Source organism: Chryseobacterium indologenes (assembly GCF_018362995.1).
Taxonomy (GTDB): domain Bacteria; phylum Bacteroidota; class Bacteroidia; order Flavobacteriales; family Weeksellaceae; genus Chryseobacterium; species Chryseobacterium indologenes_G.
Genome location: NZ_CP074372.1, coordinates 3,858,802 through 3,879,473, shown reverse-complemented (window position 1 = coordinate 3,879,473; position 20,672 = coordinate 3,858,802). Strand labels below are relative to the sequence as shown.

19 protein-coding genes are annotated in these 20,672 nt (G+C 36.2%); 8 read left to right on the top strand and 11 right to left on the bottom strand.

Annotated features, from left to right (window positions below; all coding sequences use genetic code 11):
- Positions 1–5: 5 nt before the first annotated feature.
- From fusA to DYR29_RS17475, 4 genes are all read right to left on the bottom strand, one after another.
- Entirely contained in the window at positions 6–2,123 is a 2,118-nt protein-coding gene (fusA, locus tag DYR29_RS17490) for an elongation factor G (RefSeq protein ID WP_213277876.1), read from the bottom strand.
- Between the two features lie 6 nt (positions 2,124–2,129).
- Positions 2,130–2,606 (bottom strand): 30S ribosomal protein S7, encoded by a 477-nt coding sequence (gene rpsG, locus DYR29_RS17485; RefSeq protein ID WP_034694654.1) that lies wholly within the window; start codon positions 2,604–2,606, stop codon positions 2,130–2,132.
- Positions 2,607–2,629: 23 nt separating this feature from the next.
- Entirely contained in the window at positions 2,630–3,043 is a 414-nt protein-coding gene (gene rpsL, locus DYR29_RS17480; RefSeq protein WP_002983146.1) for a 30S ribosomal protein S12, read from the bottom strand.
- A 229-nt stretch (positions 3,044–3,272) separates the two neighbouring features.
- Positions 3,273–4,403 carry a hypothetical protein gene (locus DYR29_RS17475; protein ID WP_213277875.1) on the bottom strand — a complete coding sequence of 377 codons (1,131 nt, stop codon included), beginning with the start codon at positions 4,401–4,403 and terminating at the stop codon, positions 3,273–3,275.
- A 230-nt stretch (positions 4,404–4,633) separates the two neighbouring features.
- On the opposite strand from DYR29_RS17475, the gene DYR29_RS17470 reads away from it, so the two are divergent.
- From DYR29_RS17470 to DYR29_RS17460, 3 genes are all read left to right on the top strand, one after another.
- Entirely contained in the window at positions 4,634–5,110 is a 477-nt protein-coding gene (locus DYR29_RS17470) for a Dps family protein (RefSeq protein ID WP_079240229.1), read from the top strand.
- A 95-nt stretch (positions 5,111–5,205) separates the two neighbouring features.
- Positions 5,206–6,384, top strand: coding sequence for a nicotinate phosphoribosyltransferase (gene pncB, locus DYR29_RS17465; RefSeq protein WP_213277874.1), 1,179 nt, complete (start codon positions 5,206–5,208; stop codon positions 6,382–6,384).
- A gap of 126 nt (positions 6,385–6,510) precedes the next feature.
- Positions 6,511–6,981 (top strand): YciI family protein, encoded by a 471-nt coding sequence (locus tag DYR29_RS17460; protein WP_213277873.1) that lies wholly within the window; start codon positions 6,511–6,513, stop codon positions 6,979–6,981.
- Between the two features lie 35 nt (positions 6,982–7,016).
- On the opposite strand, the gene DYR29_RS17455 is transcribed toward DYR29_RS17460, so the two are convergent.
- Positions 7,017–7,184, bottom strand: a complete 168-nt coding sequence (locus tag DYR29_RS17455) for a bacteriocin-like protein (protein ID WP_213277872.1) — start codon at positions 7,182–7,184, stop codon at positions 7,017–7,019.
- Between the two features lie 428 nt (positions 7,185–7,612).
- On the opposite strand from DYR29_RS17455, the gene DYR29_RS17450 reads away from it, so the two are divergent.
- The 3 genes from DYR29_RS17450 to DYR29_RS17440 all read left to right on the top strand — a co-directional run bounded on the left by DYR29_RS17450 (position 7,613) and on the right by DYR29_RS17440 (position 9,792).
- Positions 7,613–8,587: a DUF6624 domain-containing protein gene (locus tag DYR29_RS17450; protein WP_213277871.1), complete on the top strand. Its 975-nt coding sequence runs from the start codon at positions 7,613–7,615 to the stop codon at positions 8,585–8,587.
- 143 nt (positions 8,588–8,730) lie between these two features.
- On the top strand, positions 8,731–8,964 hold the full coding sequence (locus tag DYR29_RS17445) for a hypothetical protein (RefSeq protein WP_213277870.1): 234 nt from the start codon (positions 8,731–8,733) through the stop codon (positions 8,962–8,964).
- A gap of 72 nt (positions 8,965–9,036) precedes the next feature.
- Positions 9,037–9,792, top strand: coding sequence for a DUF5995 family protein (locus tag DYR29_RS17440; RefSeq protein WP_213277869.1), 756 nt, complete (start codon positions 9,037–9,039; stop codon positions 9,790–9,792).
- 59 nt (positions 9,793–9,851) lie between these two features.
- Here the strand turns inward: DYR29_RS17440 and DYR29_RS17435 are convergent, their stop codons facing one another.
- The 5 genes from DYR29_RS17435 to DYR29_RS17415 all read right to left on the bottom strand — a co-directional run bounded on the left by DYR29_RS17435 (position 9,852) and on the right by DYR29_RS17415 (position 17,527).
- Positions 9,852–12,950 (bottom strand): efflux RND transporter permease subunit, encoded by a 3,099-nt coding sequence (locus DYR29_RS17435; protein WP_213277868.1) that lies wholly within the window; start codon positions 12,948–12,950, stop codon positions 9,852–9,854.
- The gene (locus DYR29_RS17430) at positions 12,950–14,056 is read right to left on the bottom strand and encodes an efflux RND transporter periplasmic adaptor subunit (RefSeq protein ID WP_249413530.1); all 1,107 of its coding nucleotides are present in this window, start codon (positions 14,054–14,056) and stop codon (positions 12,950–12,952) included. The genes DYR29_RS17435 and DYR29_RS17430 overlap by 1 nt, the downstream gene beginning before the upstream one ends.
- Positions 14,057–14,068: 12 nt before the next feature.
- The gene (locus tag DYR29_RS17425; protein WP_213277866.1) at positions 14,069–15,343 is read right to left on the bottom strand and encodes a TolC family protein; all 1,275 of its coding nucleotides are present in this window, start codon (positions 15,341–15,343) and stop codon (positions 14,069–14,071) included.
- Between the two features lie 145 nt (positions 15,344–15,488).
- Positions 15,489–16,850: a sensor histidine kinase gene (locus DYR29_RS17420; RefSeq protein ID WP_213277865.1), complete on the bottom strand. Its 1,362-nt coding sequence runs from the start codon at positions 16,848–16,850 to the stop codon at positions 15,489–15,491.
- Positions 16,851–16,852: 2 nt separating this feature from the next.
- On the bottom strand, positions 16,853–17,527 hold the full coding sequence (locus DYR29_RS17415; RefSeq protein ID WP_213277864.1) for a response regulator transcription factor: 675 nt from the start codon (positions 17,525–17,527) through the stop codon (positions 16,853–16,855).
- A 172-nt stretch (positions 17,528–17,699) separates the two neighbouring features.
- On the opposite strand from DYR29_RS17415, the gene rmuC reads away from it, so the two are divergent.
- Entirely contained in the window at positions 17,700–19,205 is a 1,506-nt protein-coding gene (gene rmuC, locus DYR29_RS17410) for a DNA recombination protein RmuC (protein WP_213277863.1), read from the top strand.
- A 122-nt stretch (positions 19,206–19,327) separates the two neighbouring features.
- Entirely contained in the window at positions 19,328–20,095 is a 768-nt protein-coding gene (locus DYR29_RS17405; protein WP_213277862.1) for a TrmH family RNA methyltransferase, read from the top strand.
- 129 nt (positions 20,096–20,224) lie between these two features.
- Here DYR29_RS17405 and DYR29_RS17400 read toward each other — a convergent pair whose 3' ends face one another.
- Positions 20,225–20,566: a hypothetical protein gene (locus tag DYR29_RS17400; RefSeq protein ID WP_047376546.1), complete on the bottom strand. Its 342-nt coding sequence runs from the start codon at positions 20,564–20,566 to the stop codon at positions 20,225–20,227.
- Between the last annotated feature and the right edge of the window lie 106 nt (positions 20,567–20,672).

Sequence of the window (20,672 nt, the reverse complement as noted above, 5' to 3'; positions counted from 1 at the left end):
AAAAATTAACCTTTTGCTTTAGCTATGATTTCTTCAGCAACGTTTTGTGGAGTAGCTTGGTATTTCTCTAATTCCATAGAAGAAGTAGCTCTTCCTGATGAAAGTGTTCTTAGAGTTGTTACATATCCAAACATTTCAGAAAGTGGAACAGAACCTTTGATTACAACAGCACCGTTTTTCTCTTCCTGACCACTGATAGTACCTCTTCTTTTGTTAAGGTCACCAATGATGTTACCCATATATTCTTCCGGAGTTACAACTTCCAGTTTCATAATTGGCTCCATAATTACTGGCTTAGCAGCACGTCCCGCTTCTTTAAATCCTAATTTAGCAGCCATTTCAAATGAAAGAGCATCAGAATCCACCGCGTGGAAAGATCCATCTTTAAGAGTAACTTTAATACCTTCAACTTCGAAACCAGCCAATGGACCGTTCTTCATTGCAGCTTTAAATCCTTTTTCAATTGCAGGAACAAATTCTCTAGGAACGTTACCACCTTTGATCTCATTGATGAATTCTAAACCAACTTTACCTTCGTCTGCAGGTCCTAGTTCAAATACAATGTCAGCAAATTTACCTTTACCACCAGATTGTTTTTTGTAAACTTCTCTGTGTTGAGCAACTTTTGTTAAGTTTTCTTTGTATTCTACCTGAGGTTGTCCTTGGTTAACTTCAACTTTGAATTCTCTCTTCATACGGTCTACAATGATATCAAGGTGAAGCTCACCCATACCAGAGATAATCGTTTGTCCAGAAGCTTCGTCAGTTCTAACCGTAAACGTAGGATCTTCTTCAGCCAATTTAGCTAGAGCGTTACCCATTTTATCCTGGTCAGCTTTAGTTTTAGGCTCAACAGCGATACCAATTACCGGATCAGGGAAAACCATCGATTCAAGAACGATTGGGTTTTTCTCGTCACACATAGTATCACCAGTTTTGATAGACTTGAATCCTACCGCTGCACCAATATCACCAGCTTCAATATATTCTACCGGGTTTTGTTTGTTAGCGTGCATCTGATAGATTCTAGAGATTCTTTCTTTATCTCCTGAACGAGTGTTCAAGATATAAGAACCTGCATCTAGTCTTCCAGAGTATGCTCTGAAGAATGCTAGTCTTCCCACGAACGGGTCAGTAGCAATCTTAAATGCTAATGCAGAGAAAGGCTCGTCTACAGATGGCTTTCTTGTGATTTCAGCGTCAGTTCTTGGGTCAGTACCTTTGATATCATCTTTATCCAATGGAGAAGGCAAGTATTTACATACTGCATCCAACATAAACTGTACTCCTTTATTCTTGAATGAAGAACCACAAGTCATTGGGATAATAGATAAATCTATAGTAGCAGCTCTCAATGCAGCATTGATTTCTTCTTCTGTAATTGAATCCGGATCTTCGAAGAATTTCTCCATCAAAGTTTCGTCATATTCAGAAACAGCTTCTACTAGTTTCTCTCTATATTCAAGAACTTCATCTTTCATATCTTCAGGAATTGGCACTACTTCGAAAGTAGCTCCTTGTCCTGCTTCATCCCAGATGATAGCTCTGTTTTTAATTAAGTCAACAACACCTTTGAAATCTTCTTCAGCACCGATTGGTAAAACGATTGGAACTGCGTTAGATCCTAACATTTCTTTAACCTGGTTTACCACGTTAAGGAAGTCAGCACCTTGTCTGTCCATTTTGTTTACGAATCCCATTCTTGCAACTTTGTAGTTGTCAGCAAGTCTCCAGTTTGTTTCAGACTGAGGCTCTACTCCATCTACTGCAGAGAATAAGAATACCAATCCATCCAATACTCTTAAAGATCTGTTTACTTCTACTGTGAAGTCAACGTGTCCCGGTGTATCAATGATGTTGAAGTGGTAAGGCTTAGTTTCAGGTAAAGCTTTTCCTTGATCTGTTGGAAAGTTCCAAGAACAAGTGGTAGCTGCAGAAGTAATAGTAATACCTCTTTCTGCTTCCTGCTCCATCCAGTCCATTGTAGAAGCACCATCGTGAACTTCTCCAATTTTGTGGTTTACCCCTGTATAGAATAGAATCCTTTCTGTAGTGGTAGTCTTACCTGCATCAATGTGAGCAGCGATACCAATATTTCTTGTAAATTTAAGATCTCTTCCCATTTCAGATTAGAATTTGAAGTGTGAGAAAGCCTTGTTAGCTTCCGCCATTTTGTGAGTATCAGATTTCTTTTTGAAAGCAGCACCTTCTTCTCTTGAAGCAGCTACAACTTCGTTAGCTAATTTCAAAGCCATAGACTTATCATTTCTAGCTTTAGAATATTTGATTAACCATTTCATTGCCATAGAAATTTTTCTATCAGCTCTGATTGGCATAGGGATTTGGAAGTTAGCTCCACCTACTCTTCTAGAACGTACTTCTACGTGAGGCATTACATTTGTAAGTGCATCTTTCCAGATTTCAAGTGCAGTTTTTTCGTTATCTCCTTTTTTAGTTTCTACGATCTCTAATGCATCATAGAAAATTTTGAATGCGATTGACTTCTTACCGTCAAGCATTAAGTTGTTTACGAATCTCGTTACCAATTGATCATTAAATTTCGGATCTGGTAACAACGGTCTTTTTTTCGCTTTTGTCTTTCTCATTGCTTTTGTACCTTATTTAATGATTATTTTTTCTTTCCTTTTGCAGGAGCAGCAGCTGCTTGTCCTGGTTTAGGTCTCTTAGCTCCGTACTTAGATCTTCTCTGAGTTCTTCCATTTACACCAGCGGTGTCTAATGCACCTCTTACGATGTGGTAACGTACTCCCGGTAGGTCTTTCACCCTTCCGCCTCTAACCAATACTATCGAGTGCTCCTGTAGATTATGTCCTTCGCCCGGGATATAGGCATTCACTTCTTTACCGTTTGAAAGTCTTACCCTTGCTACTTTTCTAAGTGCAGAGTTAGGTTTCTTAGGTGTAGTTGTATATACTCTCGTACATACACCACGTCTTTGTGGACAAGAATCAAGGGCAGCCGATTTGCTCTTCTTGGCAAGCGTGGCTCTTCCTTTTCTTACTAATTGTTGAATAGTAGGCATTTAATTGCTTTTTATTTTAGGGTGCAAAAATAGTAATATTTTTTTAATCTGCAAACACTTATATAAAAATTAAAATCAAATACTTACATCCGAAATCGAACACATTTCTATATGACAATCAGAGAAGCACAATAAACATGAGGAAAAGGAGCAGAAAAACAGAAATTCTCCACATGAAAAAATGAGTATTAAATAATTATGAAATTTATACTTCTTACGATTTTCAATTTTAAATAAGATAGTTTTGGATCCATTCAATCATGGTGTCATGCTGAAGATGTAAAAGAACCAATGTATAAAAGATACCAGAAAAGAGAATATATGAATATTGTATTGGATTATTATTGAATGATATCGCTTCAGATTCATTCGTATTTAACTGGAATGTAAAAACTATAAACAATAATGTACAGTAAATATAATTCCATCTCATCCAATCAATACCAAGATAGTATAAAGGGCTAACCCAAAGAAGGCAGATTATATTACAGAAAAGATAAGTATAGAATGATTTCCTTTTAAACAGGTAAACATAAAACCCCATTTGAAATATCATGATAATGAGTTCTATAGCATGAACGAGAAAAGATAATTTATACTGAAGAACATAATTAAAATCAAAATAATATTCCAGATCGAAAATATTCTCTTTTTGAAAAACCACTCCCCTGCTTTTCAAAATAGATAGACTATCTCCTTCGTTGACATTTCCGCCAAAAAAATATATAATACCAATACCTACAAAAGCAGCTACTGTTATAGACAACATATATTTAAGGTTAATTTTCTGCCACTTCGAATAATTAATCCATATTAAAAAGGGTAAGAAAAAAAATCCCGCTTCATGGATGAAGAGAAAAATGATATAAAAAAGCCATAATAATGCATCATTAAGCTTTGATTTTTTTGAAAAAGAATACCAAAGCATTATAAGAATCAGTATTATTTCCCTTCTGCCGGCATTTCTGACAGTTAATGCAGGAAATAGCAGAATATAAGGAGAGGACATTATGCACAGATAAAAAAGATCAACTTTATATTTCTTTATGTATAGAAACGTCCCATACAGAATCCCCGAAAGACCAATGATCTGAAAAATCAGGATTTGAAACTGTAATTTCAATCCCGTTATATCCTGTATATAAAAAAACACATGCCCCAAAAGACCTCTTCTTTTGAAACCGCCATCCGTGTAATTTATCAGCCAGTCAGAAATAGTCCAGGCTGAAAACGGCTCTTCTGCTTTAAGATATAACGCTATAAAAACACCAATATAAATCAATACAATTCCAATACTGAAATATTTAACCAGTGATATTCTTTTATTTTCAGATATATTGATAAGGTTGTCAAAAAACATATGTATAAAAATTTCCGCTGTCGATTCTGTCAACGCAATATTAATACTTCCAAACTATTTTAAAAAATTTTCTTATAGTTATCATCTATTAATAATCCAGGGAGTTCGGCACGATATTTCGTAAATTTGAGATATCAAAATGATAAACACATCTGTCACCCTCAAAGCTTCACAGAATATTTAACTGTAGCCGGTGATTATATCTTACTTAAAAAAATAAATATATACATATGAAAAATGCTAGTATCATCGGCCTTAAAGAAGCCGATTGTAAAAAGATTTCAGAAAAATTAAATGTACTGTTAGCCAACTATTCTGTGTTTTACCAGAATACAAGAGGTTCTCACTGGAACATTAAAGGAGAACAGTTTTTCACCCTTCATCCTAAATTTGAAGAGTTGTACAACAGCCTTGTTTTAAAGATTGATGAAATTGCAGAAAGAATCCTTACGTTGGGAGCTACCCCTGCACACAATTACTCAGACTATTTGAAGGTAGCAACTATTAAAGAAAGCAAAGAAGTAACTGATGGCACCAAAAGTGTTGAACAGATTCTAAGTTCGTTCAAAGTAGTTATTGATCTGCAGAGAGAACTTTTAGATATTACAGATGAAGCAGGAGATGAAGGTACCAATTCGCAAATGAGCGATTATATTACCGAACAGGAGAAGGAAGTTTGGATGTACAATTCTTATCTTGGAAAATAACTCCATAAAATGCATTGAAATATTTCAAAAAAATCGCCTTACATTTAGGCGATTTTATTTTTTATTTTTATATTTGCGTTAAAATTACACATATTATGAACGACGTAAGACTAAACTCTATTCTAGATAATGATTTTTATAAAATAACCATGCAGAACGCAGTGGTAAAGCTATTCCCTAGTTCTATTGTAAAATACGAATTTATCAACAGGGGAAAGCACCACTTTCCGGAAGGATTTGACACTGCTTTAAGAGAAGTTGTTAATAAAATGGCTGAACTTAAACTTACGAAAGACGAGAAAAAGTTCATGGCAAGAACATGTCCTTATATTGATCTTCCTTATCTTGATTTTCTGGAGGGATATCATTATGACCCTTCTGAAGTAAAAATACACCAGGAAGGAGGCGATCTTTCAGTTGTTGTAGAAGGACTTTGGTACAGAACAATTTTATGGGAGGTTCCTTTACTGGCCCTGATCAGTGAACTTCATTATGAAATGAACCATATGGAAAGAGATTCCAATGAAGTAGTAATGAGCAAAACCATAGAAAAAGCAGACTCATTAGGCAGACTAGGAGTAACTTTTGCAGAGTTTGGAACCAGAAGAAGACATTCTTATAAGGTACAGAATCTGGTAATGGAAGCATTGACTCAAAAAAGAGACTCAACGTTTATCGGAAGTTCTAATGTTCATTTCGCAATGAAGTACGGTGTAAAACCTATCGGAACCCACGCACATGAATGGTTTATGTTTCATGCCGCTGAATACGGATTCAAAATGGCCAACGAAATGGCTCTGGAACATTGGGTAGATGTTTATAGAGGTGATCTGGGAGTTGCTCTGTCTGATACTTATACTACAGATGTTTTCTTCCAGCAGTTCGACAAAAAGTTTGCGAAGCTTTTCGATGGTGTTCGTCATGACAGTGGTGATGCTTTAGAATTTGCGGATAAAACAATTGCCCACTACCAAAGAAACGGTATCAATCCTATGTTTAAATATATTATCTTTTCCGATGCCTTAAATCTTGAAAAGGTAGAAGAAATCACCAATTACTGCAGAGGAAAAATCGGTATATCATTCGGAATAGGCACCAATCTTACCAATGATGTAGGCTTGAAACCAATGAACATTGTAATGAAACTGATTGGTGTACAGGCTCCAAATAAAGAGTGGATTCCTACGGTAAAACTTTCGGATGAGCATGGTAAATATACCGGAGATCCGAAGATGATTGAATTAGCGAAAGAATTTTTAAGAATTAAAGACTAATAATCTCATCAGAATAATTAAATATAACCTCGAAACCATCGAGGTTTTTTTTGTATCATATCATTTAAAAAAATTCATTAATCATAAATCTTTAAGGTTTTATTATATTTATCAAAATAAAACAAGATGAAATCAAAACTATTATTAACCGCATGCCTGCTCATATCAGCACTGTTCTTTGCACAGGAAAAGAAAGCAGAAAAACCTAAATACAATCAGGAACTGGCAACTTCATTAGGAGCTGACAAATACGGTATGAAACCTTATACTATTGTCATGCTGACAACAGGTTCCGTTAAGATTGAAGACAAAACCAAAATGGGCGAACTCATGAAAGGCCATATGGCCAATATCGGTAAACTGGCAGATGAAAGCAAAATCGTAGTAGCCGGTCCTTTCCTTGAAAAAAATAAAGAAAACTACCGCGGAATGTTTATTTTTAATACAAAATCTAAAGAAGAAGCCGAGCAATGGGTAAAAACAGATCCTGCTGTACAGGCCGGAATCTTTAGTTATGAAATTTTCCCTTGGTATGGTTCAGCAGCTCTGCCTTTGTATCTTAAACATCACGATGAAATCTCAAAAGAAAATCCATAGAAAATAAGAAATCCCTCAGTTGAGGGATTTTTTTATTAATCAATACAGATATATGGTTTTCTTGGCGGGTAACAGCAATAAGGATTACTGCAGAATATGTATCCCGCAGGACATCCTCCATCAACAGGTGTTTCGCAGGCTAATGCCGCACCACCTAAAACAGTTTTTAACTCTTTTCTGTTTAAGCTTTTTAAATTTTTCATGATTAATTTAGTTTAATTTGATTTCCTACTCTTTAAGATTTTCGGATTCCTCTTTATTATTTCTCTTTGTCTGGAAATAAATATACAATTTATTTTTTAATATTCTACTTTTCAATTAATTACTTGATAAAAAATAATTTTATAAAACTTTCGAGAAAAGAACTGAAAGATATATTTGGAGGAACTCATTATCTGGTAGAATGTCCGATTGAACACCACAGTGAAGACATAATCAAATGTCCTGACGACATTACCACTATGACTAATTTTATATGCATGTGAGGAACCTATTAAACAGCAGTCATGCGCAAACCATTGGTTCTTGAACCTTTTCAAGATTCGATTATAATCACCCGTAATCTGATAAAAATAAATAAAGTGAGCTTCTGACCCACATTTTTATTATCTTTAAATAAACAAAATTAACTATGAAAATAAGACTATTCGTATTGCTGTTTTTAGCATCAACAAAAATGTTCTTCGGACAAGCTGTTCCCAAAGAATATACCGATAAAGTAAAAGCGGCTGAATCATTTTACCAAGCCAAGGATTTCAAAAACTCTGCCACCAACTATTCAGAAGCATTTAAATCTAACGGCTGGAAAGCATCTCTAAATGACAGGTATAACGCAGCATGCTCCTGGGCAATGGCATCAGGGCCAGACAGCGCATTTTCCCAACTTGACAGGATTGCAGCAAAATTCAATAATTACAACCATATAACTAAGGATACAGACCTTAGCTCTTTATATAATGATAAACGATGGAAGCCTCTCATCGAAAAAATCAAACAGAATCAGGTGAAAGCAGAAGCAAATTTGAATAAACCCTTAGTCGCAAAGCTTGGTAATATTTATAATGAAGACCAAAAGTACAGACGACAAATCGATAGCATTGAAAAAAAATACGGCGGGAGTTCAAAAGAGATGGACAAGCACTGGCGGCTTATCAATAAAAAAGATTCACTAAATCTTATCGAGGTAAAAGCCATTCTTGATAAATATGGCTGGCTGGGTCCTGATGTTGTGGGCGGGCAGGGAAGCGTTACGTTATTTCTTGTTATCCAGCATGCAGATCAGGCAACACAGGAAAAATATTTACCTATGATGAGAGATGCTGTGAAAAATGGTAAAGCACAAAGCGGCAGTCTGGCCCTTCTCGAAGACAGAGTCGCCCTGAGACAAGGTAAAAGACAAATTTATGGCAGTCAGATTGGACGTGATCCTGAAACACAAGCATATTATGTATCCCCACTGGAAGATCCTGAAAATGTAGATAAAAGACGCGCAGAGGTTGGACTTCCTCCATTGGCAGAATATGTAAAGAATTGGCAAATGAAATGGGATGCTGAACAATATAAAAAAGACTTGCCTAAACTGGAGGCAAAAATAAAGCAGAAATAAAAAAATAATCTTCATTTTACATTTATCATCAATTAATTCAAACATCATAGAATAATTTACTATTTTAGTTCAACATTTTTAAACCTACTTATTTAATTATAAGAGTGTTAAGAAATTAATTTACTAAACAAAAAAATTAAACCATGAAAAAGAACTTAACAAAACTTTTGAGAACAGATTTGAAAGATGTATTCGGAGGAACACTGTATCCGGCAGAATGTCCCGGAGGATGCCACGGAGAAGGCATGATCAGATGTCCTGACGGTACCACCACAATGACAAATTTTATTTGCATGGGAGGAACCTGCCAACCGGCAGCAATGTGCAAGCCATTGGTTATTGAACCTTTTCCAGATCCGATTATAATCACTCCATAATCTGAATGAACAATACATAAAGTGAGCTTTCCGGCTCACTTTTTTAGTATCTTTAAATAAACAAAACCCACCATGAAAACCATTGAAGAAGTTCTTAAAAAACTAGATGAAATTATCATCTGGTGTAAAGAAAATCAAAGTCCGGCAGGATATTTTGCCTGTACGTACAGGATCATGACTGCGCAGGTTCTGAAAGGTATTCAGCAGAAAAAATTTGAAGACAACCTAAGAATGACATTACTGGATCTTGCTTTTGCACAAAGATACATTCAGGCATGGGAGAGTTACAGTAAAGGAGAGAAATGTACAAATTCATGGTATATTGCCTTTGAAGCCAGCAAAAATAAAAACCTGTTGATCCTACAGCATATATTTTTGGGAATGAATGCACACATCAATCTCGACCTTGGTATTTCTGCAGCTTCAATCATGCCTTACCGGAAAATAAATCCTTTGAAAAAAGATTTTGAAAACATTAATACTATCATTGCTTCCATTAATCAGGATGTACAAACCTCTTTAAACAAAATTTGCTATCCTGTAGATCTTATTGATAAACTATCCAATGGGAAAGACAATGCCGTACTTGATTTTGCCATTTCCAAAGCAAGAGACACTTCCTGGGCAACCGCAGTCATTGCATCCAATACTCCCAATTTCTTAAGAGAATCTGTAATTGGCATTGTAGATTATGCAGCAGCAAAAGTTGCCACCCAAATTCTGAATCCGAAAATCCTCACTCCTTCCCTTTTAAAAGAACTTAAAAAATGCGAAAGCAGTGATGTGGTGAAAAATATTGAAATTTTAGAATCTACAAAAAATTCATAACAAAAAAAACCGGGATCTTCCTCACGGATCCCGGCTCATAATGAACAAAATAAAAGAAACTATATTGCGTCCTTTTGCTTTTTGCGATAAGCATAATGGAAAATAATTGGTAACACAGTAAATGACAACAGCATACAGATAATCAGTCCTCCGACAATCATAATGGCTAAAGGTTTCTGAATTTCCGATCCCATTCCATTGGACATTGCTGCCGGAAGAAGTCCCATAGATCCCATCAGGGCAATCATTACTACCGGACGGATTCTGCTTTTCACTCCCAGAGCAATGGATTCTTTGAGTGACATTCTGTTTTGCAGATTCTCTTTCATCACTCCAATCAGAACGATACCATCTATGGTGGCCACTCCGAAAAGAATAATAAACCCGATTCCTGCTGAAATTCCAAAAATGGTTCCCGTAAACCAAAGGGATAAAAATCCTCCGATAAATGCAAACGCCAAGGTAATAGAAGAAATCAGTGTATCTTTTACATTCCCGAAATTGAAATACAACAGCATCAGAATCAAAACTAAAGAAATCGGTACTACCATTGCCAGCTGTTTTGCAGCTCTTTCTTTGCTCTCAAATTCCCCTGCCCATGTCATTTTATGATTCTTTGGAAGCTTTACTTCTTTATCTACTTTGGCTTTGGCTTCTTTAATGGTACTTCCAAGGTCACGTCCCTCAATATTAAATCCGACTCCGATATATCTGCTGTTTCCTTCACGGTAAATAAATGATGGTCCGGTGTGATAATCTATGGTGGCAATTTCTTTCAACGGCACTTTCTTATTATCCTGAGTCGGGATGAGAATATTTCCCATTTTTTCCGGTGTATCACGGTATTGCTTCTCAAACCTAAGCATGACGTCAAACATTCTTTCTTCTTCATAAAATTTGGTTGCTGCCTGTCCTCCGATCGTCATTTCAATCACGGCCTGTGCATCTGCTGTGGAAACACCATATTTTGCCATTTTAGAATCATGAAGCTGTATTCTCAATTCCGGAAGTCCGATATTTTTGAAAACATTCACGTCCGATATTCCCGGAACCGTTCTGATGGAATTGGCCACTTTATTGGCATAATTTTCTAGCTCAAATAAATCATTCCCGAAAATTTTAATGACCAACGGAGCTTTTACTCCTGCTACATATTCTTCCACATTATCCTGAATCGGCTGACTGAATCCAAAGTTGATTCCCGGATATTTTTCAAGAGAAACTCTCATTTCTTCGAGAAGTTCATCTTTGGATATTTTTTTCTTCCATTCATTCTCCGGTTTGAGTTGAATATTAAATTCGATATTAAAGAAACCTGTTGGATCGGTACCATCATTCGGACGGCCTGTCTGAGTCATGACAAATTTCACTTCATCATATTTCATAAGAATTTCTTTCATTTCTTTGGTTAACCGTACCGATTCATCCAGATTGACACTGTTTGGAAGGGTTGCTCTTACATAGATGGCGCCTTCATTCAGCTTGGGTAAAAATTCAGATCCATAATTGGAGAATCTCCATCCACAGACTGCAAGCAAAGCAACGAAACCAATGATAAATCCTTTTTTGTGACGGTCACTGAATTCGTAAATTCTATAGATATTGACTCTGAAGAATCTTGAAATAAAATTTTCTTTCTCTTCAATATTTTTTGTCAGTAAAAGCTTACACATTGCCGGAACATATGTTAAACTTAAGATCAAAGATCCTAATAAAGCATATCCCAGTGTAAATGCTAAAGGAGAGAACATTTTACCTTCTACTTTCTGGAAAGAGAAAATCGGCATCAGGGCAACGATAAGAATCAACAAGGCAAAGAAAATATAACTTGCTACGCTTCCTGCGCTTTTCTTGATGATTCCCAGTTTTGATATTTTGTTGAATCTTTTCAGCCCTATTTTCTTGGCTTTAACTTCGAGGGCGACAAAGACGTGTTCGACAATGACGAGGGTTCCTTCCAGAAGCAGTCCGAAATCCAGTGCTCCCATTGAAATCAGGTTGGCCGGCAAACCCTGAATTTTGAGCATAATTATAGCAAACAGGAACGCCAAAGGAATTACCGATGCTACAATAAAGGTTGTTCTCCAGTTGTAAAGGAATATAAATACAATGATGGAAACTAGAATAACTCCTTCAATAAGGTTTTTGGAAACGGTATGAACAGTTGTATTGACCAGTTCTGTCCGGTCAATAATCGGAACAATCTGAACATCTCCCGGCAGTTCTCCTCCATTCAGCTGTTCTATTCTGTCTTTCAGTCTTGCTATGACTTCGCTTGGATTTTCACCACGAAGCATGATCACAATTCCTTCTACAACATCATTTTCCTTGTTATACCCTACCTGCCCCAATCTTGGTTTTGCAGAAACTTTTACTTCAGCAACGTGCTTTACCAAAATTGGTGTAGAACCTTTTACCTCGATCTGAATATTCTCAATATCTTCTTTTTTCTCTAAAAGACCGATCCCCCTCACTACATAAGCCTGATCTCCTTTTGCTACTACATCTCCTCCTACATTAATATTACTCTTCGAAACTGCTTCATACACATCCAGGGGGGAAAGGTCGTAATTGTGTAATTCCGTAGGGTTAATTTTTATTTCATATGTTTTTTCTTCTCCACCAAAGCTTACTACATCTGCCACACCGGGAACGGCAAGCAATTCTCTTTCCACTACCCAATCCTGAATGGAGGTAACTTCTTTGATCGGAAGTTTACTTTTAATGATATACCGGTAAATTTCACCGGTTGCCCCGGAAGGAGGCTCAATACTGTATTCGGCTCCTGCGGGAAGATCTACATTTCCCAGCTTATTAGATGCATATTGCTGTGCATAAAAATCATTGACATGATCATCAAAAATCACAGTAACCACAGATAATCCGAAAAGGGAAATAGAACGCACAGATGTTTTATTCGGGATAGCATTCATTTCCTTTGAAATGGGTAAGGTGACAAATTTTTCTATTTCTTCAGCACTTCTTCCCGGCCATTGGGTAATGACTCTTACTCTGGTATTGGTAACATCCGGAAATGCTTCAATAGGAGTATGTATATAGGAATAGATTCCTCCGGCAAGCAATAGAAAAGTTCCCAAAAGAACAATCAATGAGTTTTTTAAAGAGAAGGAAACTATATTCTGTACAAATTTTCGCATTACTTCGTGGAATTATTTAATTGGTTTTTCAGGTTCTCATAGATCAGCAGCCCGTTGGAAGCAATGACATTTTCACCTGGTTTTAAATTACCTTCTACATAGATATACTGGCTATTGGAAGCGATCTCTGTCACGGGTCTTATCTCAAGTTCGCAGTCTTTTTTGTAGACTACAACATAGCTTTGGTTATTATCAAAGATTAAAGCTTTCGCAGGAATAGCCAGTGCACTTTTATTTTGTGAATTCACCGGTAATACTACATCTGCAGACATTCCCGGTCTTAGCTTCATTCCATTATTATCCATAATGATTTTCGCTTTGAGTACTCTTTCATTTTCATTGAAAACCTGGGAAATATTATCAATCTTTCCGGAAAAACTGTCATCCGGATAAGCTAGAGTCTTCACTACTACAGGTTGGTCTACATAAACGTGTCTCATATTGGTTGCGTACACATTCGCCATTACCCATACTTTATCCAGATTGGAAATGGTAAAAAGCTGGTCTCCACCTGCTGTAACCGGCATTCCTTTGGAAATATTTTTGGAGATAACATATCCGTCCGCAGGCGCTTTGATCTGAATGGTATTCCCACCTGCTGAATACAGCTGCATATTTTTCTGTGTCTTGGAAATATTAGACTGCAAAATGGCGACTTCGGAACGCGCTTCCTGCAAATCTTTCTGAGAGGCGATATCATCTTTATACATCGCTTCTACGGAAGACAGCTTTCTCTTCGCTACTGCCAGCTGAGCCTGCAAAGTTTGGGTATCATCCTGCATTTCGTTCACAGCCATACTTTTTACACTGGCCAGCGTCTGTCCTTTTTTTACATAATCTCCAAGGGAAAAATAAGTATCAATCACAACTCCGTCTACAAGGCTTACAAAAGGAACTGTTTTATCCGAATTGCTTTCCACTTCTCCAGTGAGCGTGATACTTTCTTCTATGGGAAGCATTTCTGCTTTTACGAGCTTAATATCTTTTTTAAGCTCTTTACTGATGCAATAGCTTTTTTCAGCTTCCTTATTTTCTTCTTTTCCGGCACAGCCTGTAAAAATAATGAGGGCAGACAGGTAAGCCGCAGCAATGTATTTTGTAATCATTTTGTTCATATCTTATAAGTCTTGTCCTACAACATACTGCAGGTTTTCGTAGTATTGATTAAGTTCTTTTTTTGTATCCAGGATGATCATTTTGTTTCCGATATAAGTATCCAGAAAATCCATGTATTCCAGCATGCTGATATTTCTTAGTCTGAAGTTTTTCTCGTGGCTTACCAGCAATCCATCCAATGTAGATTCATAGCTATCATCGATTTCTTCTGAAACCTGCTGTGTTCTGATATAGTTTCTAAAAACAGAGACAATTTCGTTTTCTGACTTGAGCATATTTTTACGGGTCTCAAGTTTACTTTTCTCGATTTCAAGTTTCGCTTCCTGGATATTCCCTTTGTTTCGGTCGAAAATGGGAAGATCCATAGAAACTCCCAGCCCTATAAAGTCTTTCATAATATTTCCCCCACGGTCGTATCCAATAGAAACAGCTACGTCCGGTGTTTTCATGGCATTTTGAATTTCCAGATTTTTGGCGGCGTGTTTTTCTTTATTTTTTGAGATCATGATGTCGGGACGGTTTTCTTTTGCCTTTTCCATCCATTGGTTCACTTCCAGTTCTGAAAGTTGTTTTTCAGGCATGACAAATGAGTCTGAAATCACCAGATATGTTTGAGAAGGCACCATCAATAAGGCTTTCAGTTCTACCTGCTGATCTTCAATTTCCTGTTTTAATGAAATCAGTTTTTTCTTGAATTCAATTTCCTGTGCTTTCAGCCTGACATATTCAGCTTTGCTGATATTTCCCAGCGTCAATTGATTATTATAGGATTTTGTTAATTTCTCAATGGAAGCAATCTGTCCCTGATAGATTTTCTGCTGTTCCTGATTGTAAAGAATTTCAGTGATTGTATTTCTCAGTGTTTTCTTAAGCTCACGCAATACTTCCTGCAGTTCATACTTCTCTCCTTCCACTTCTATTTTCTGAAGCTCAATATTTTTTCTTCTCTTTCCGGCAGTCTGAATCACCTGCTCTATTTCAGCAGAGATCTGTATATTTTTCCCCCAGTTTCCAATGAGTGCAGGCTGTTCTTCTATATCGTAAGTTCTCCATAGATTCACTTCACTGATGCTTAATTTGGGATTGGGCCAGTATTTAGCCTGAACAGTTCTTGCTTCTGCTTGTGAAATTTCAAGCTTCTGCGCAATAAGGTCAAGGTTTTTAGCCAGAAAAATAGTTTCAGCTTCCTTTCTGCTGATTTTCATAGTATCTGAAATCTGCGCTGAAAAGAAACTGAAACAGTGAATATAAAATAGGGTTAAAAATAGCTTCTTCAAGATCTTTTATTTTAAGACCACAAAGCTATTCGTCTAATATTAGAGGGAATTTTAAAGAAAATTAAAATTCGGTTAGTTCAACATTAGAGTTTGATTAGAACTTTTTGAAACACAAAAAACACGAATAATTTCACAAATAACACGATTATGAGTGAGCCGGAAATTTGAGAGTAACCGATGTCCCTTTATTGACAACGGAATCAATTTTCATTATAATATGATGATGATCGAAGATACTTTTTGAAAGGGATAAACCAATTCCGCTCCCTTTCACCGTATCTACATTTTTTCCCCTGTAGAAGGTTTCGGATATTTTAGCAAGATCTTCTTTAGGAATTCCTCGTCCTTCGTCCCGAACTTCAATATACAGTTGATTTTCTTTTTCAGACAAAGTAAGCACTACAGGTTTATCGTAAGAATACTTAATCGCATTTTCAACAATATTATATATAGCAAGGTAAAGTAATGTTTCGTTTCCTGGGAATTCCAGCAAGGCAGGTTTTGTTACCTGAAGCTGTATTTTAATGGATGAGTTGTTTTCTTTTGCCTTAGGTTCCAATTTTTCATAAATTTTCCAGATCAGCTCATCCACTCTCATTTGTTTATGGGAAGACTCAAGTTTTGTCATTCCTGACATCAGCAAAAGATTGTTTAGAATATTTTCAATCTCGTATACATTTTCTAATGATTCTTTCGCTACTTCCCTATACTCTTCCGGAGTTCTGTCTCTTTGGGCGAAAACTTCCAGATTTCCGGAGATAGCAGCCAAAGGAGTTTTAAATTCATGAGAAACATAATTGATAAAATTCTGCTGCAAAAGGACGTTTTCAGAAATCCTTCCCAGCAGTTTATTGTACGATTTAATAAGATCTTCAATCTCATCATTCGTATTGGTAGAAGTAATTGCAGTAGAGATATTGTTGTACTCCACTTTATTGATAAGCTCTACAACATTGGAAATAGGCTTATAAACCACCTTTGATAGATAGCGGCTCAAAAAATAAATAGCAAGCAAACCAATTACCAATACCGAAAGCATAATAATGGCCAGTCTCAATATCTGCGACTGAAAAGAATCATTTGAAGATTTTACAAAAACCACGAAATCCCCCTGATTGTCCGGATAAAAAATCCCATAATAAAATTGGTTATCAGACATAAACTGGATTCCTTTATTAGCCCGGACTGACTGCAAATGGGAAAGCTTTATATTCTTATCATTAAGGTTATGTCCAAAAGTAACTTCGTTATTCTGATTATAGACCGCTACCCTGTTATTCTGAATAAGATGGTTGTACTCTTTCTTGATCTGAGCATGTCTGTCTTTTGGAAGCTCATCTTTTTCCAGATAGTAAATGGCAGAAATAAGAGCCGTATTCCTTAGTTTTTCGAAATAAAAGATCTTAGTACTGTCATAATACGCAAAGAATATCACCGCAGATGTGATGATAGAAACGATGCCGAATGAAAGGCTTGAAATAAGGGTAAATCTATTTCTGAGCGTCATTTTCAGTCTTTGATTAAATATCCGGTTCCTTTTACGGTATGAATAATTTTCTGTTCTGTTTCGTCAATTTTATTTCGGACATAGGAAATATAAACATCCACTACATTCGTTGTATTATCAAAATCAATTCCCCATACCTTATGTAAAATCTGCGTTCTGCTCAATACCTTATTTTTATTCTCCATCAGGAAAGTAAAAAGTTTATATTCAGTAGGGGAAAATTCAATTTCTTTATCATTCTGTGTTACCTTATGAAGATCAGTATCAATGATAATATTTCCGCAAGACAGATATTGGTCTTCTTTCTGATAGCTTAATTTATTTCTTCTGGTTAAAGCTTTAATTCTTGAAATCAATTCTTCAAAATGGAAAGGTTTTGATAAATAATCGTCGGCACCCATATCCAGCATTTTGATCTTATCATCCGGGCTGTTCAAGGCACTTAGAACCAAAATCGGAGTATAATTTCCTTTAAATCTGATAATCTGAGTAAGCTGCATTCCATCCAAACCGGGAAGCATGATATCCATTAAAATAATATCAAAATCATAGGTATGAAGAAGTTCTCTGGCCTTTTCTCCTGAATCGGCAAGGGTTAGATTGTATCCAGCCTCAGAAAGGCCTTTTATCAGAAAATTGCTGATTCTTTGATCATCTTCTACCAACAAAATATTCATAAGTCTCTGAAATTTCCTATAAATATAAGTATTCTAATTAAGAAAGGAAGCTGGAGACTGGAAGAGAGAAGCATTAGAGCTCTATCAAATGGTACATCTATATTTTAAAATAGTAACACAAACAACTGGTATTGCTCATAAAGTTTCCAGCCTTTTTTCATAATTTTGGAAGATGGAGATGATATATTTAATTATTGGGTTTATTGCCGGTGGCTTACTGGGTGCTGTCATATTATATTTTGCACTGAAATCATCAATGGTTTCAAGAAGTTCTTATGATGAGTTGAACACCCTATCCATTAAAAATCAATCTGATCTTGAAAATTCCAACCTGAAAATTCAGGAGCTTACTCAAAATATCAATAAAGAGAAAGAAGCCAATATGCTGCAACACGATCTTCTGGATGATCTGAAAAATGAATTTTCTAAAATCTCAGCAGAATATTCTTCCTTAAACATCCAGTTTCAGGAATTGAAGCAAATCAATCAGCGACAGGTATCTCAAATAGAAACTCACCTTATTGAAAAGCAGACTCTTTTTGCTAAAAACTCTGAGCTTTCTGCTAAGAATGAAGGCCTACAAAAATCTCTTGATACCCAGAAAGAAGAAATTATTAAAATCCAGGAAGATTCTAAACTTCAGTTTGAAAATCTTGCCAATAAAATTTTAGAAGAAAAAACAGAAAAGTTTACTGCTTTAAATCAAAATAACTTAAAAAATATCCTTGAGCCTTTCCATGAAAAAATAGCTGATTTAAAAAACAAGGTCAACGAAGCTTACGAAAAGGAAAATAAAGAACGTTTCTCTCTTGCTGAAAAAGTAAAAGAACTGGCAGAACTGAACCAGCAGATTTCTGATGACGCCAAAAAACTAACTCGCGCTCTTAAAGGAGAAAGTAAAACCCAGGGAAACTGGGGCGAGATGATCCTGGAAAGTATCCTGGAAAAATCAGGTTTGGTAAAAGGAAGAGAATATTTTCTGGAACATGAATTGCGGGATGAAGATAACAAGGCTTTATTCTCAGAATTTTCCGGAAAAAAAATGCGTCCGGATGCTGTTGTAAAATATCCTGATGAAAGAAATGTCATCATTGATTCTAAAGTCTCACTTACCGCTTTCACAGAACTGGTAGACGAAACTGATGCTGATATTTATGCTATAAAAGTGAGCCAGCATCTTGGTTCAATTAAAAACCACATTAATCAACTAAGTCAAAAAGCATATGATGATTATGGAAAATCATTAGACTTTGTGATGATGTTTATTCCTAGTGAACCCGCTTATATTGCAGCAATGCAGGCAGATCAGAATCTCTGGAACTATGCTTACGAAAGAAGAATCTTACTTCTGAATCCAAGCAATCTTATTACTTCTCTTAAACTGATTGCTGATCTTTGGAAACGCGAGTATCAAAACCGAAACTCCATAGAAATTGCGGAACGCGGTGCTCGACTGTATGACAAATTTGTAAGCTTTGTAGAGAACCTGGAAAAAGTAGGACGAAATCTTGACCAGGCTAAAAACGTCTATAATGATGCTTACAAACAGCTTCATACCGGAAACGACAACCTTGTGATCCAGACTCAAAAGTTGAAATCTTTGGGAATTAAAAATAAAAAAGATTTGCCGCAAAGTCTTATTGACAACAGCAATCTCATTGATCCATCAGAAAGCTAAAACTCTCAGAATCCGCTAAGCAACATCATATTACCCAATAAAGTTCTGTTTAAAATTAACCGGAAAAACCTTTTTATCAAAACCAGAGAAGTTCAATGATAAATTTTGCATAATTTTGCGGAATGTTGATAGAAAGTTTTCAAAACGAAAAAATAAAAAACGTCACTAAGCTCCTTACTGACAACAGGTTTCGTAAAAAATCAAAAGTTTTTGTGGTAGAAGGCCAGCAGGAAAATGAAAGGGCAATGCAGTACGATTTCGAACCGCTGGAATTCTTTATCTGTGAAAATATCTTTAAAGGAACACTTCCCGATGGAAGAATACATTATGTAAGTGAAAAAGTATATGAAAAAATAGCTTACAGAGGAAGTTCTGAGGGAATTATCGGGATCTACCAGGCAAAAGAAACACCCCTTTCCTCATTTGTTCCTAAAGAAAATTCTACGGTAATTATTGTTGAAGGAGTAGAAAAACCGGGAAACCTGGGAGCTATTCTGAGAAGCTGTGAAGCATTTGGAGTAGATGCTCTGATTGTTGCTGACGGAAAAACAGATTTCTATAATCCTAATGTAATCAGATCCAGTGTGGGATGTCTTTTTGGAATGGAAGTATATCAGGCTGAAAATGAAGAAACGCTAGAATTTTTGCAAAAGAATAGTTTCAATATCTACACTACGCTGATGGATGAAAGTGCAGAAGATCTTTATAAGAGAGACTTAACACAGCGTTCAGCAGTATTATTCGGTACGGAACATTCGGGATTGAGTGATTTCTGGATTGGAAAAGGAAAAAATACATTGATTCCGATGGCCGGAAGTATTGATTCTTTAAATCTGAGTAATGCCGTAGCGATTACCTGCTATGAATCTTTAAAGCAAAAGAAAGGATAAATAATATTTGATTAGTCCTTGTGACTTTGTTATTAATGAGATTACTTCGCCTTCGGCTCGCAATGACTAACATAAAAAAACCGTCTCACTGGGTGAAACGGTTCTTTTATTGTTAAGCGTATGCTAGAATTATTTCTTAGCAGCGTCTTTTGCAGCATCTTTAGCAGCGTCAGCAGCACCTTTAGCAGCATCAGCAGCTCCTTTAGCAGCTTCTCCAGCTCCTTTAGCAGCATCTTTAGCAACTTCAGCTCCAGCAGCAGTAGTAGCAGCAGCAGCATCTTTAGTAGCTTCTACAGCAGTAGTTGCAGCAGAATCAACAACTTTAGCAGCTGAATCAGAAACTACAGCAGCAGAATCAGCTACAGTAGCAGCAGCAGAATCAGTTGCTCCTTCAGTAGAAGTAGCTTCAGTTTTTTTACAAGCAACTAGAGAGATTGCAGCGATAGCAGCTACGAATAATGACTTTTTCATAATAAATTAAATTTAATTTTGTTAATATTGTTTTATAAAATTTTCTTCTGTTCTGTTATTTGAACAAGACAAAGGTATAGCAGTTAGAAAATTTGTTTATGAAAAA

Bases quoted from the DNA above. Each gene is read 5' to 3' on its own strand.
- fusA (WP_213277876.1), bottom strand. From the start codon at position 2,123: ATGGGAAGAGATCTTAAATTTACAAGAAATATTGGTATCGCTGCTCAC.
- rpsG (WP_034694654.1), bottom strand. From the start codon at position 2,606: ATGAGAAAGACAAAAGCGAAAAAAAGACCGTTGTTACCAGATCCGAAA.
- rpsL (WP_002983146.1), bottom strand. From the start codon at position 3,043: ATGCCTACTATTCAACAATTAGTAAGAAAAGGAAGAGCCACGCTTGCC.
- DYR29_RS17475 (WP_213277875.1), bottom strand. From the start codon at position 4,403: ATGTTTTTTGACAACCTTATCAATATATCTGAAAATAAAAGAATATCA.
- DYR29_RS17470 (WP_079240229.1), top strand. From the start codon at position 4,634: ATGAAAAATGCTAGTATCATCGGCCTTAAAGAAGCCGATTGTAAAAAG.
- pncB (WP_213277874.1), top strand. From the start codon at position 5,206: ATGAACGACGTAAGACTAAACTCTATTCTAGATAATGATTTTTATAAA.
- DYR29_RS17460 (WP_213277873.1), top strand. From the start codon at position 6,511: ATGAAATCAAAACTATTATTAACCGCATGCCTGCTCATATCAGCACTG.
- DYR29_RS17455 (WP_213277872.1), bottom strand. From the start codon at position 7,184: ATGAAAAATTTAAAAAGCTTAAACAGAAAAGAGTTAAAAACTGTTTTA.
- DYR29_RS17450 (WP_213277871.1), top strand. From the start codon at position 7,613: ATGAAAATAAGACTATTCGTATTGCTGTTTTTAGCATCAACAAAAATG.
- DYR29_RS17445 (WP_213277870.1), top strand. From the start codon at position 8,731: ATGAAAAAGAACTTAACAAAACTTTTGAGAACAGATTTGAAAGATGTA.
- DYR29_RS17440 (WP_213277869.1), top strand. From the start codon at position 9,037: ATGAAAACCATTGAAGAAGTTCTTAAAAAACTAGATGAAATTATCATC.
- DYR29_RS17435 (WP_213277868.1), bottom strand. From the start codon at position 12,950: ATGCGAAAATTTGTACAGAATATAGTTTCCTTCTCTTTAAAAAACTCA.
- DYR29_RS17430 (WP_249413530.1), bottom strand. From the start codon at position 14,056: ATGATTACAAAATACATTGCTGCGGCTTACCTGTCTGCCCTCATTATT.
- DYR29_RS17420 (WP_213277865.1), bottom strand. From the start codon at position 16,850: ATGACGCTCAGAAATAGATTTACCCTTATTTCAAGCCTTTCATTCGGC.
- DYR29_RS17415 (WP_213277864.1), bottom strand. From the start codon at position 17,527: ATGAATATTTTGTTGGTAGAAGATGATCAAAGAATCAGCAATTTTCTG.
- rmuC (WP_213277863.1), top strand. From the start codon at position 17,700: ATGGAGATGATATATTTAATTATTGGGTTTATTGCCGGTGGCTTACTG.
- DYR29_RS17405 (WP_213277862.1), top strand. From the start codon at position 19,328: ATGTTGATAGAAAGTTTTCAAAACGAAAAAATAAAAAACGTCACTAAG.
- DYR29_RS17400 (WP_047376546.1), bottom strand. From the start codon at position 20,566: ATGAAAAAGTCATTATTCGTAGCTGCTATCGCTGCAATCTCTCTAGTT.